The following is a 12,215-nucleotide window of genomic DNA, read 5'->3' as shown; positions in this document are numbered from 1 at the left end:
CGAAGCGGGCGGGTAAGGGTGGTTGCAAAGATCGAGCGCCAGCCCGTTGCTGGCACCCTCACCCTTCCCGCGCGTTGCGCGGGCCCCTTCCCTCTCCCGGGGCGGGAGAGGGAAGATCGTGCGACGTCCATCAGTCCGTGTTGGACGCGCCGAAGGGCGACAGGTTGGTGACGTCCACCACCCCCGCCGCGTTGGCGGCGACCACGAAGACGCCGGCGGCGGGCGTCCCGGCGGTGCCGGTGTTGGCCAGGATCATATCGCCGCTGCGCAGCAGGTCGGACGCGCCGTTGAAATAGCCGCTGTTGTCCACCAGGGCGGCGGCGTCCGGCGTCGTGTAGTGCCACAGGGTGAAGCCGTTGGCGTAGGCGAGGACACTCAGGTCCTTCGGAAGATAGGCCATGGGGAAAACTCCAGGTCGGGTCGTCGGCAGGGAGGGCGTCAGGCTTCCAGGCAGCGCATGGTGACGACGCCCGCCGCGTCGATCAGGCCGGCGCCCTGCGACATCATGTTGTTCACGAAATGCGCGGCCCGATCGCCGTGCCACGAGATGTCCGTCTTCACGTCGGAACCGGAGGCGTGGCCGATGGCCGTCTTGTGGTACCAGTGGCACAGCCGAACGCCTCCCTCCGCCTTCAGGCCCGAATGGGGCATCCACAGCGTGCCCGCCTAAGTGATTGTTTTTTATAGGCTGTGTTCCGCTTGCGTTGCCGAGTCGCGCGCCAAATGCGGCCTGATACTGTGACGCGTCACAGTTATACTTGGACAGCGGAGCGGGGGTAGCGGGGCGCGGGGCGCCCCTGCCCTCACATCCCCATGAGAGCCTGGAGCGCCATGGGGAGGAAGTTGGTCCCGGCGAAGTAGTCGACCGCGCCGGCGGCGACGGCGAACGCGACGAGGGCGAGCTTCTTTCGGTGGGCGATGGGCATGGGTGCCTCCTTTCAGGCAGCAAAAAGCCGCCGGGCGGGATGCCGGGCGGCGCAACTTGTGGTGCTGAGTTCCTTGCGGGATGATTCACCTCTTAAATCTGGGTGTAAGCCACTGTTTTAATTGGTCACCGCTCCCGATTTCCTCCGAGTTTCCGCCAAAACGGATCGCATATCAGCGGTTGCATCCTGCTCGTCAGGCGGTGATGGCCAGGGCGAGGCAGGCGGCCAGCCGGCGGGACCAGCCCAGGCCGTAGGTCGGGAAGTGCGGCAGCCGCCCATAGTGGTCGGCGCGGCGGGCGGCATACTCCACCAGCAGATCGGCGGGCCGGGCGCGCTGCACGGCGGCGAGCGTCTTCGGTCCGATCTTGCCGTCCGCCTCGACGCCCGCGGCGAGCTGCAGGAACTTCGCGGCGGTGCCCGCCCCCTGGTTCACGGCGGTGTCGAAGTGCATGACGCCGACGCCCGCCGGCAGGTTGCCGCAGCCGGCCCGGTCCCAATAGTCCCGGCGGTAGATCGCCGCCGCCTGCTCGCGGGTCAGGTTGCGGATGTCCAGGTCCGGGTAGGCGCGCTTGGAGACGCCCCAGCGGGTCAGGCCGCCGGGGTCGCGCGGGTCGTCGGTGATCGTCGGCCCGCCTTCCTTCTCCAGGACGAAGGCAAGGGCCTTGTCGAAGGTGCTCATGATGCCTCCTCGCGGGCATGAAAAAGGCGCCTCGCGGGCGCCTGGTCGGTCGGGTGTTGGAGTGTTGTCGCGGCACTGGTTGTGCCCTGCGTCTGGCTCGCCACATCACAACAGGCGTGGTAGCTTCGCGGGGACCACCATGGGGAAGCGGATGAAGGTGACGGTCGGAGAAGTCGCCCAGTGCGCAGTTTCAGCGGCTGTTGGCTGCTGGCTCTATTGGGTCTTCATGGACGACCCGAACCCGAAAGTCCCCCTGCTGATCGCGCTGGTCGGCGGGTTCTCCTCCGGGTGGGCATCCACCTTTCTCTATGTGTGGCTCCGGTTCGGCTGGAAGGCCGCCCGGTCCATGTCCATGTCGCCTTAAGGTCCGCCGAGCAGCCCGCGAATGTCCTTCTCGCGCCCCAGCGCCACGGCCCCCAGCAAGCCGGGTGCGGGAGCGGCTCCGGCGGCAAGCTGGTTCGTCAGCCACGCCCGGCCGGCGGGGCTGTTGTAGGCCATCTGGAGGGCGCGGGGGAGAACCGTGGCGCCACCAGCCACGGCCAGGGAAAGCAGCGGATCAGCGCCACCGGCCAACGCGCCACCGGTCGCCCCCAGCCCGCCTCCAGTGAGCAGGTTGGTCATCGTGTTGCGCTCGGACGTTCCGCTGGTCGGGATGCGCGCGGCCCCGAGAAAGTCGCCAATGCGCGCCAGCTCGTTCATCTCCCCACGCCCTCGCGCAAACCCGCGGGGGTCGGACTGACGCACGGCCTGCCGAAACGCGCCGAACGCAATGTCGCCCGCCGCCCGATCGGCCTGCGTGCCGCCGGCCATCGCCTTGTCGATGGTCAGCAGGTTGCGATAGTTCCGGCGCGCCTGCCGCCAAGCGCTCGCCACCTCCGGCGTGGCGCTGCGCACCATCGTCCGGTCGACCGCATCGGCCAGCCGGTCGAGCGCGGTTTGCAGGGCCGGGTTGTTCTGCGCCGACCGGGCGCGGGCGCGCAGCCCGGACACGATGTTCTGGAACGCTTCGCCGGGGATCTGGACGGTCGATGTCTGGGACGCCGGGACCACTGAGCCCGCGGCGCCGGAGCCGGCGGGTGGCGGCGGGGCCATAGCCGACCTCATAACGTTCAGGTCGTCCACGTAACTCTGGAAGACCGGGGCGACGTCGGTCGGCAGGCGCCGCCCATACTCGCTCGCCACGGCGTCCACCTCCTTGAACAGCTTGTCGTCCACCTGGACCGTGGTGCGGCGGGCCAAGTCGTCGAACTGCCGCCCCAGGACGCGGAACGCATCGTCCAGCACCTCCGGGCTCGCCCGGTCAGCCTGGACGCCCGCCCGCGACAGAACCGCGCGGTTGAACGCCTCCCGCTGCGTCGCCTCCAGGGCGCGTTGCGGGCCGCTGGTCATGGGAAGCGTGCCCATGACCGCTTCCATCGCCTGAAGCGGCTTGCTGCCGGTGGCCTGCGCCGGGGTCAACTCAATGCCTTCGCGGGCCGCCGCCGCCGCCAAACGGGCCTGCTCGGGGTTGAGCTGGTTCCGGACGGGCGACACGACGCGGCTCGCCCCGGCCATCGACGCAGGCACGGCCAGTGAGGCGAGGATGCCCATCAAGGGACTGTCCGTCGCCTCGCCGACACCACCGCCGGCAGCGCCCGCAGCCGCCTGCACGACAGGCTGAGCGGCCAGGACCTCCGCCACGCCACGCGTGAGGCCGCCAGCCTGCGCGACCTTGGCAGCCCCTGCCGCCGGGGCCATGACGGTGAGCGCATCGCCGACGCCCCGCCCAGCCCCATAGACGAGCTTGTCGCCCGTCGTCTTCGGCCCATCCATCACGCCGGGGAAGGCTGCGTTGAGGGGGGCGGAGAGGGTCCGGCCAACGGCATTCCACCCCTGTTTCAGGGTGTCCGCGGCCTTCCCTTCCGGGGCCGGTAGCCCGAGCGCACGGGCGCCGCTCCAGATGGCATCCGGGATCGCGCCGATGGTCTCCAAGACGCTGTCCGAGACGCCACGGCTGGCAAACTCGGCCTTCCGCAACGCCTCCTCCCCAAAGCTGCGCTCCGGGGGCTGGGGCGTGGCCGGCTGGACGCCTATCAGGCGCTTCACGGTGTTCGACACCACCTCGTCCGACGTGCCGTCCGGAAACTCCAGAACGGTGCCGTCATGCAGTTCAGCGCGCACGGTCATTGGATCGGGTTCCCCTGTGCGTCAAAACGAAGGACCCGCGCCGAGGCCGCCTGGGGGGCGGCCTGCTGAGGCATGCCTTCGGTGTAATAGGTGCCGCTGCGCAGCGCCTGCGCCCGTGCCCGCTCGCGCTCCAGCCGCTTTTGCGCCGCGTCGAGCGAGCGCTTGAAGATTACTTCGCGTTCGTCTGCGGACTTGGTGATGGAGCCTTGAAGATCCATGAGGATCTTCCGCTCGCCTTCGGTCGGCGCCGCGCCGAAGATTGCCTTCAGCTGACCAAGGGCTTGGGTCCCGATGATGTTCTCCAGCTCCGTCGTTGCTGGACCGCCCTCCTGGAAAACCACGCCGGTGCGCCCCAGAGTTTGGGCCACGGGAGCCATGGCCCCGCCCCATGCCTTCCTGTTCAGCGCCAGGGCATCGTTGAGGGCTCGGATTGCTCCATCAGCCGCTTCCGCAGCCTTGTCCGCCTCCATAATGGCCTCCTTGTCCTGCGGCGCGAGCTGCCCAGGTCGGACGGTCGTCATGGCGGGGGCAGTCCCGGAGGGCGTTGAGGTGGCGCCCGACGGATTGCTGGCATCGGCGCGCGGGGCCGACTGCGGGGTGATGAAGTCGAGTTGCCCGTTCGGCCCGGTCACGGTCTTCCCGGCCGCCCAAGCGAGCGCCTGCTCCTTGGACAGAAGGCCGCTCTGTACCAGCTGGTTCAGCGCCTGTCCTTCAACCGAAGTTCCGGAGAACAGACCGGCCCGCGGGTCGCGCGCCTCCCGCATCTTCTTGCCGTCCGGGCTGATCTCGAAAATTTTCCCGCTGCCCTTGTGGAAGACCTGCCGCCACCCGTCGCCGCTGGCGTCCGCCACCTGAACCGGCGCGGCGGCGGGGCCAAGCACCTTCTCCACATAGGCACGGGTTTCCGCCGGGAGCTTGGCGGGGTCGGCGCCGGCGGACAGCCAGTTGTCCACGTTCGCATGCCCCCAGTTGTAGGCGGCCAAGGCCAGCCGCTCGTCCCCGCCATACTTCTTCTTGAGCGCCGCGAGGTAGTCCACGCCGACGCGGATGTTCTCCTCCGGGGAAGCATCGCGGGCCGGCTGGACGCCGAAGCCCGGATCACGGGCCGTGCCGGGCATGATCTGCATCAGCCCCCGCGCACCCTTCCCGGACACCGCATTCGGGTCGCCGCCGCTCTCGGCCATCAGCACGGATCCGACAAGCTGCGGCGAGAGATTGGCGCGGTCGGCGTGCTGCGCCAGGAGATCCTGGAACACCGCAGGAACCTGAGGCGCCCGCGGCTGCGTCGCCGTTCCGCCACTGGACTGGGCGCCGCCGACCGGGCCCGGAGCGCCGGGGAAGGCTCCGCCCCCAAGCGGCATCCAGTCGCTGTTCAGCCGGGACTTCATCAACTCGTTGAACGCCGACACGCCGCCGGCCCGCAACCAAGCAGCCTCCTGCGCTTTTCCCTGCCCCTCCAGATCCTTCGCCGCAGTCTCCACCTGCGCGTCGGCGGCGGCGGCCTTGCGTTCATCACGGGCGTTCTTCTGGAGCTGATACGCGGACAGGAGTTGGCGCAGGCGATCCTGTTCACCCACGCGCCGCCCGGCGCCCATCCCGCCCGCGAGCGCCGCGACGAACTGCCCAATTCCAACCGGGGCGCGCTGCGGCCCCATGAGGGGGGCGATTGCCTGCAATCCGCCGTCCAGGGCGTAGGAGGACGGGTCAGGCAGCGATCCGCCGAGCAGGGGCGAGGTGTTGCCCGTGTCCGGATCACCGAAAATCCCAAAAATGGACATGGCAATCTCCTTAGCCGAGCAAACCAGAAATGGCGTCAATTCCGGAATTGATCCCGTCTTTGATGCCGCCAATGCCACCGAGCGCAGAAACGAGCTTCGCGCCACCAAGGCCAAGGCCAATAGCGTTCGCGGCGCTGTTCGAGAAATAGGTTTGCTGCGATGGGATGTTGCCGTTCAGCGCCCCTATGCGCGTCTGCAGCTGCTTGAGCGGATAGTTCTGCTGGTCCTGCCAGTTCTGGTAATTCGTGTCGTAAAGGCCCTGCATGTACTGCTGCTGCTGCTGGCCGAGCTGGTTCGACAGCCCAAGCGCGCTGGTCAGCCGGGCCTGATCCGCCGCCGCCGACTGGTCCATCTGGCCGGCGGCCTGCAGGTTGAGCGCCTGACCCTGCATACCGCGGCTGATGTCACCGACGGCTTGGTTCTGGGCGTTGGAGAAGTTCTGCAGGTTCAGGCCGGCCACCATGTTGCCGATCTGGTCGTTCAGGTTGCGCGTGTTCTCCGCTTGGAGGAGCGCGTGCCGGGCGCCGCCGTAGGCCCCCGCCTGCCCGGCCTGCCCGCCGATCTGCTGATCCGTCATGGCGGCCTGCCGACGCATCTCGTTCGCCGATGCGTCCACCACATTCTGGGTGAACGGGTTCATGTAGGCGGACAGGTCCTTCCCGGCCAACGTCTCCGGCCTGTAGCCGGCCACCCCCGCCGCGGTGTTGTAGCCGCCCGGCGTGTTGGCCGCGGTGCCGATCATCCCCTGAGACCATTGCAGGAGGCCGGGAAGCATGGGGTTCTGCGCCACCCGGTCCCCGCCATACTGCTGGTAGGGCTGCGCCGCGACCTGACCGGCAATGTTGAGGTTCTGCTTCTGATAGTCGGTGGCCCAATCGGGGCTGCCGCTCACCGTGGTCTGGCTGTCGAACAGGCCCATGGTCACTCCTTCTCGACGGCTTGCCCGTCAACGATGCGGTGGGTTTCGTCGCTCACGTCGGGGGCGACTTCCGTTGCGGCCTCCCCAGTCCGCGCTTGCGCTTCCATGGCAGATCGGCCGCAATAGCCGGTGCGCAGGATTTCCCCCGTGTCGGGGCGGTAAACGGCGTATCTCATCGCTTCAGCTCCACCGCGAAGAGGTGACGGGCCTGCACCGTGCAGGCGGACGGGAAAGCAGAGCTGATCCATTGCAGATCGGCGTTGTAGGTCCATGTCCCGACGCCTGGGCTGTCGTCGGCGGTGATCGTCACCGCCTGATAGGAGGTCCCGCCGGCGGGGGCGTAAGCGACGTTCGACCCCGTGACGAGGCTTGACCCACCACGGACCAACCGCCCCTGGACAGTGGCCGCATAACCAGGGTCCGCAATCACCTGCGCCGAACACGTGAACGACAGGTAGACGACGCTATCGGGCTCCGTCACCGTGACCGTGACGGACTGCGCGTTCGTCCAGGTGGAGCCGAGCGGGATCTGATTGTTCGTGTAGGCCGAGATCGGGCCGGTTGCCGCGTTGTAGGCAAGGTTCCCGGTGCCGACAACGAAGACGCCCAGGCCGTTGGCATTGAGGATCTCCGTACCGGCGGCGTTCCGGATGACCAAGCCATAGTCCGCGGCGCCTCCCCCAAGCCGCCCCAGCTGCACCCGCGTCACCGGGACGGCCTGGGTGTCCCGAACCCTCAACTGCCGGTCCGCCCCGGCCAGCTCGAAGGCGGGTGAGCCGATATAGACGCCGTTCACGCCGATGGTGCCGGCCAGCAGCTTCGTCACAGAGAGGTTGGCAATGTTCGCGTCGTTGACCTTCAGGTTGTCGATTTCCGCGGTGACAGCCTCCAGATCACCGGCCAGTAGGCTCAACACGATGGCATCCCCGAAGATGGCCTTGTTCGCCAGCACCAGCGTCGGAATGTCCGTCTGGGCCAGTTGCACCGCCCCTTCTGCCAGATCGTCGGTGTCGATCTGGATCAGGTTCGGCGCAATGGCGATGGTGCCGTCATCCCGGTAGACCGTGTGCCCCTTCGGCCCCAGGATCACCCGCCCCTGGTCGTCGTAGGTGTTCGCCGCCGCCGGGCCGGTGAGCGCATAGAAGCTGCTCTCCAGCGCCGGCATCAACCGGTCAAGGAAGGCCTCCGCGCTTTCACTGGGGTTGCGTGTCGGCAGGACCGAGCCGAAACCGTTCATCGCCGTTCTCCCGCGGGGACGCCCAGCAGATCGAAGCCGGTCAGCGCCCAATCGGCACCGACCGCCGTGCTCTCAATCCGGAGCGTCAGGTATCGCCCGCTGGCCCGCAGCCAGAGGCTTTCGTTGCCGTCGTCCAGCACCTTGGCCGGGAGCCACATCACCGGATCGTCGCTGTTGCGCTGCGTGCCGATCAGGAGGTTGACGGCGCCGGCCATCCGCCGGAGGCGCGCGCGCACCTCGTTGATGGCCTTCCACACGCCCGCGTCGCCGCAGTCTAGCGGCTTGGACTGGACATAGGCCGTCATGCCGACGCCCGCCCCCGCATCCACGCCGCTGTTGTGCGCATAGACCTTACCGCCCGACCCGGCGGTATAGGGCTGGCGGAACACGCCGAGCTGCGGCACCGCAGCCGCGCGTGCCCAATCGAAGATGGTCCAGACGCCCGATGCGACATGGAACCCAACCGTCACGTCCGGTTCCACCCCGGTGGTCGGGACCGACCACAACACGAGCTGGTTGGTTTGGTCGTACCAGCACACCGCCTTGGACAGCTGCGCCGTGTTCAGGCGGGGCAGCAGGTAATCCCGCAGCGCCGGGGTGTCGATATAGCTGTACTGAGTCCCGTCCGCCATCCAGAAGCCCGCCCGGCTCATGCCGTAGAGCCGCCGGTTGGCCTCGACCACCGCCCGCTTGCCCACCGCCCCCACGCCGGTCAGAGCCGGCTGGTAGGGGAAGTAGAAGGGCGCCCCGGTGTAGCGGATCAGGAACAGCTGATTGCGGCCGAGAACCGCGATCATGTCCCCCAGAGGCACCGCGGCGACAATCGGCCCCTGCAACTCCGCGATCGGCTGGAAGCCCGCGCTGTCGGTCGCGTCGGGGTCCCAGTTCTCCGGGTCGTCGGCGCTGCACCAGTGGTACGCCCCCGCAGCCCCTGCCGCCCCGCCGGCCGAGCCGAAGGCCAGAAGATGGGGACCCCGGCGCAGCAGGATCTGCGCCGCTGTGAACTGACCGTCGACATCGAGCGCGGCGAAGGTCCCGACCGTCTTCTTCCAGACCTGAACGGGGTCCTTGCCGTTGGTCCCCAGCATCCAGTCGCCATAGGGGGCGAAACTCCAGCAGGAAGCCGGTGCTGATCCCCCCTCATCGACAGACCCGGTATAGCCGGTGCCGACCGTGGTCAGAGTGCCGGCGGCCCACTGGTAGAGTTTGCCCGCGTCGCCCAGGAACAGACGCTGGATCAGCGCCGTGTCGGTCATGGCGTCCATGCCGCGCAACGTGCCGGCGTCGGTCACCGTCAGAAGGGAGACGAAGCCGGGGGCCTTCTCCACGCCGCCGTCGCGGAACAGAACATTGCGCCCGTCCACCCACAGGGGCGCGTCAAGGGGGTTGGTGGCGGTATAGAGGCCGCTTGCGACTTGGTCGCCAGCCCTGATGGAAAGAAGCGATGCCATATCGGCCCCTTACGTCGTCATCGTCTTCAGCGTGTTGTCGGGAAGGCGGAGCGCGTAATGCCGGACCTTGCGGAGCCAGAACGATCCGGAGCCGCCGCCCAGGTTAAGCCGGGTGAAGGTTGCCGGCATGGTCGTGACCGAACTCGTCTCAATCTGACCGCCCGCGCAGTGCGCCCAGCTTCCCGAGGACCACGCCACCGCCTGCCGGATGATGGTGCCTGCCGTGACCGCTATGCCTGTGGTGTCGATGCCGCCGGGGCTGGACACCATGTCAGCGACACCCCCCTGCCCGACCCGGAGCAGGATGCGATTGGCCCCCGTCCCGTCATCGAACCCGACAATGGCCGCCTGACCGGGAGGCAGGATGCCGGGAAACTGCCACTCGATGAAAAGCGTGCCCTGCGAGACGGACAGGCCCGGCAGTGTCGAGGCCGCCAGAATGATGCCCGTGTCGGCCCCGCGGGATGCGCCGGGGATGTAACTTGTCGCGTAGGCCCCCGCCTCCAGGTTGGCATACCGGACGGTGCCGCTGACCGTCAGCGTCAGCGTGCCGGCGGATGGGGTGAAGGTGTAGGCGCGCCGGTTCGGAACGGCGCCGGTCCCGGCTACGGTGGCCGTCGCCGCGCCGCTCAGCGTCACCGTGCCCGAGCCGTAGAAGGACAGCGTATAGGCTTGCGCTGTGACGCTGACGGACTGCGTGGCCGGCGTGTCCGGAGAGGCGATCAGGTTCGCGCGGGCCTCCTCGAACATGAGGCCCTTGGGGGCCAGCGTGAGCGGATCGTAATCGAACCGCGCGACGTTGTCCCCCGGCGCCTGGAGAGCCCCGGCGGCGTCCCATCGGCTGCTCACGCCGCTCCGCGTCCACGCCGATACCCGCGGATCGAGCAGCCCGGACAGGAACTGCAAATTCGTGTCCGGGCGCGGGGAGCGCATGATGGAGGATGCGCGCATGTCACGCCCCCTTCTGCCAGACTTTAGCGGCCTGCCAGACCGTAGACCCTGCCCGCCTCATGAAGACGATCTTCGTTTCATAGCCGGCGGTTGTGGCGATGGACGGAGCCACCGAAGACCCGTCCCAATCAATGGTGTCGCTGCCTTGCGTGGCCCAAGTCACGGTCCGGTTGCCCGTTCCGTCCTGCACCAGCTCCACCAAGAGTTCACAGCGCTCGCTCCCCGACAGGGTAAGGGTTGGCAAGGTGATCGTCGCATTCCCCGTCAGGCGAACACGCTGAATGGCGTTGACGCCGGCAAGCGTGACCGCGGTCCCGCTGTCCACTTGCGCATTTGCCGTGACCTTCACCAATCCGCTGTACGCAAGATTTGAAGTAGACACCAGCGCGGCGGCTACCTTGGAAATGCGGTAGGTGTCGCTGCCCAGGCTGTAGGCGTTGTCCTGAAGCGGCAACAGGTGCCCGTCGTAGGCCAGCTCCCAACGGTCGGTCTCGGTTCCGCCGGACACCGAGGCAAAGCGCAGGGACACGGCCTCGGAACCGGTGGTGGCGCTTTTCAGGTAAGGGCGCACCGAACCGTAGGACATCTCGCCGGAGAAGACCGGCCCCCGGAAGCGCACGCCGGCGCCGATGCCCTCGGCGATGTTGCCGGGGGTGAACAGGCGCAGGGCGCCGACGGTGCGGTTGTCCTCGGTCGAGGCGACCGGGCCGACGTTGCCGTAGGTGGTGACCCGCGAGGTCGGTAGCGCCGGATCGACGTAAAGCAGAGCGCCAATGTTCTCGCCGAAATTGAAGGCGACATTGGCGGTGTGGGTGCAGTTGCGCAGCCGGACGCCGACGCCGGAGCCCGAATGGAAGCTGTTGCCAAGCGCCATGACGTGCCCGGTCACCCGGTCGATGTTGTCCACCACCGAGGCGAAGGAACCGGAGAGGATCTTGACCAGCCCGCTCGTTGTCTCGATACGGACCCCTGTCTGTTGGGCAACGGCGGTGGGACTGACCAGCGTCACGTCACAGTGACCGGTGAAGTCGAAGCCCCGCACGTCGGCGCCGAGCGGGTTCTTGTAATCGGCCTTTGCAAAGGCGAGCGTCAGGCCGGATACGTTGTGAAACTGGTAGCCCGGATTGTGCCCGTAGGTGAACAGGCCGAGCGCGTCCGTCCAATCGTTGCCGCCCCCCGGCGCCGCCACATCATCGAAGCGGAAACCGTATCCGTCGCGCGTCAGAACGTCGTTGATCTGCTCCAGCGTCAGCCCATCGGCTGCCTCGACCGTGACGAACGGCCAGACGTGAAGCGTGCGCAGGCGCGAGATATCGACCTGACCGGACAGCAAAATACCGCTCTTGCTGTCCACCTTGAGATCCTTCAACGTCATGCGGTCCGCGGTGCCGCTGATCGCCAGATTGAAGCCAATGAACATGCAATCGGCGATGACGATATCGCAATCGGACACCTCCGCTGTCGCATCGGCACAGATCACGGCAGTACCGGCGCACGCAGCTTTGAAGGCCATGGCAGCGGCGTAGTTCGCCACAGGAAGGGAAAGCCCGGCCTGGATAATCAGCAGGCCAACCAGACCGTTGCGATTGATAAGGCGCAGTGAGGCGGTTGATGCCAGCTTCACCTGTCCGCCCAGGTTATAGAAACTGTCTGTGCGAGCGTTGCTCACCTTGCCATGACCGCCAGGGCCAATCAGCGTCCAACCCGGAGGGAACGTGACGGACGAACCCAAATTGACCTTGGCAGACTCCGGAACGTAGATCGGCCCGGGCTTGCGCAGCGTCGTCGCGAGGTAGAGCGAAAGCGCCGCGCTGTCGTCGTGCACGCCATCGGCGACCACGCCCGCGATATCGAACACGCTCAGCCGCTCCCCGAGCTTGGCGGACAGCCTTTGGGGCGCGGTGCCGCCCGCCGCTTCGGCCGTGACGTCGGAGCCGTCGCCGTCCTTGTCCAGCTTGTCGGTGGAAAGGTTGCCCACATCCGCCGCGACGTCGGACAGCCACCGGGGGTCGCCCTCCCCGGTGGGGATCACCTTCGCATCGCTCACATCGGGCCCGACGCGGTTGACGGTGCCGCTCAGATCGTTGGTCCAGATGGTCATGTCGTCA

At 67.6% G+C, this 12,215-nt stretch carries 12 protein-coding genes and 1 pseudogene; 1 reads left to right on the top strand and 12 read right to left on the bottom strand.

Translation table 11 applies throughout. The features are described from left to right. Positions 1–130 precede the first annotated feature (130 nt). The 4 genes and pseudogenes from Sp245p_RS03650 to Sp245p_RS03640 form a co-directional block, all read right to left on the bottom strand. A complete protein-coding gene (locus Sp245p_RS03650) occupies positions 131–400 on the bottom strand; it encodes a hypothetical protein (RefSeq protein ID WP_014241517.1) in 270 nt (89 codons plus the stop codon). A gap of 38 nt (positions 401–438) precedes the next feature. Next, positions 439–663: pseudogene (locus Sp245p_RS03645) on the bottom strand (phage capsid protein); the annotation flags it as partial. Between the two features lie 140 nt (positions 664–803). After that, entirely contained in the window at positions 804–926 is a 123-nt protein-coding gene (locus Sp245p_RS36220) for a hypothetical protein (RefSeq protein WP_014241519.1), read from the bottom strand. 193 nt (positions 927–1,119) lie between these two features. After that, positions 1,120–1,605, bottom strand: coding sequence for a glycoside hydrolase family 108 protein (locus tag Sp245p_RS03640; protein WP_014241520.1), 486 nt, complete (start codon positions 1,603–1,605; stop codon positions 1,120–1,122). Between the two features lie 151 nt (positions 1,606–1,756). On the opposite strand from Sp245p_RS03640, the gene Sp245p_RS03635 reads away from it, so the two are divergent. Continuing rightward, the gene (locus Sp245p_RS03635) at positions 1,757–1,969 is read left to right on the top strand and encodes a hypothetical protein (RefSeq protein WP_041811257.1); all 213 of its coding nucleotides are present in this window, start codon (positions 1,757–1,759) and stop codon (positions 1,967–1,969) included. Here Sp245p_RS03635 and Sp245p_RS03630 read toward each other — a convergent pair. Genes Sp245p_RS03630 through Sp245p_RS03600 form a run of 8 tightly spaced genes read right to left on the bottom strand, consistent with a single transcriptional unit; the run spans position 1,966 to position 12,208 of the window. Next, complete coding sequence (locus tag Sp245p_RS03630) at positions 1,966–3,765, bottom strand: hypothetical protein (protein ID WP_211114922.1); 1,800 nt, start codon at positions 3,763–3,765, stop codon at positions 1,966–1,968. The genes Sp245p_RS03635 and Sp245p_RS03630 overlap by 4 nt on opposite strands. A 2-nt stretch (positions 3,766–3,767) precedes the next feature. Continuing rightward, positions 3,768–5,549: a lytic transglycosylase domain-containing protein gene (locus Sp245p_RS03625; RefSeq protein WP_014241523.1), complete on the bottom strand. Its 1,782-nt coding sequence runs from the start codon at positions 5,547–5,549 to the stop codon at positions 3,768–3,770. Between the two features lie 10 nt (positions 5,550–5,559). Continuing rightward, positions 5,560–6,468, bottom strand: a complete 909-nt coding sequence (locus Sp245p_RS03620) for a hypothetical protein (protein ID WP_014241524.1) — start codon at positions 6,466–6,468, stop codon at positions 5,560–5,562. A 2-nt stretch (positions 6,469–6,470) separates the two neighbouring features. Next, complete coding sequence (locus Sp245p_RS34775; RefSeq protein ID WP_014241525.1) at positions 6,471–6,644, bottom strand: hypothetical protein; 174 nt, start codon at positions 6,642–6,644, stop codon at positions 6,471–6,473. Beyond that, on the bottom strand, positions 6,641–7,705 hold the full coding sequence (locus Sp245p_RS03615; protein ID WP_014241526.1) for a hypothetical protein: 1,065 nt from the start codon (positions 7,703–7,705) through the stop codon (positions 6,641–6,643). Before Sp245p_RS03615 ends, Sp245p_RS34775 begins: the two co-directional genes overlap by 4 nt. Then, positions 7,702–9,156, bottom strand: coding sequence for a hypothetical protein (locus Sp245p_RS03610; protein WP_014241527.1), 1,455 nt, complete (start codon positions 9,154–9,156; stop codon positions 7,702–7,704). The genes Sp245p_RS03615 and Sp245p_RS03610 overlap by 4 nt, the downstream gene beginning before the upstream one ends. Positions 9,157–9,165: 9 nt before the next feature. Next, positions 9,166–10,107 carry a hypothetical protein gene (locus Sp245p_RS03605; RefSeq protein WP_014241528.1) on the bottom strand — a complete coding sequence of 314 codons (942 nt, stop codon included), beginning with the start codon at positions 10,105–10,107 and terminating at the stop codon, positions 9,166–9,168. 1 nt (position 10,108) lies between these two features. Next, positions 10,109–12,208, bottom strand: a complete 2,100-nt coding sequence (locus Sp245p_RS03600) for a hypothetical protein (RefSeq protein ID WP_014241529.1) — start codon at positions 12,206–12,208, stop codon at positions 10,109–10,111. Positions 12,209–12,215: the final 7 nt, after the last annotated feature.

The sequence above is a fragment of the Azospirillum baldaniorum genome, assembly GCF_003119195.2.
GTDB classification, from domain to species: Bacteria; Pseudomonadota; Alphaproteobacteria; order Azospirillales; family Azospirillaceae; genus Azospirillum; species Azospirillum baldaniorum.
Note: the sequence above shows the minus strand (reverse complement) of the source record. Positions and strands in the feature narration are given on the sequence as shown.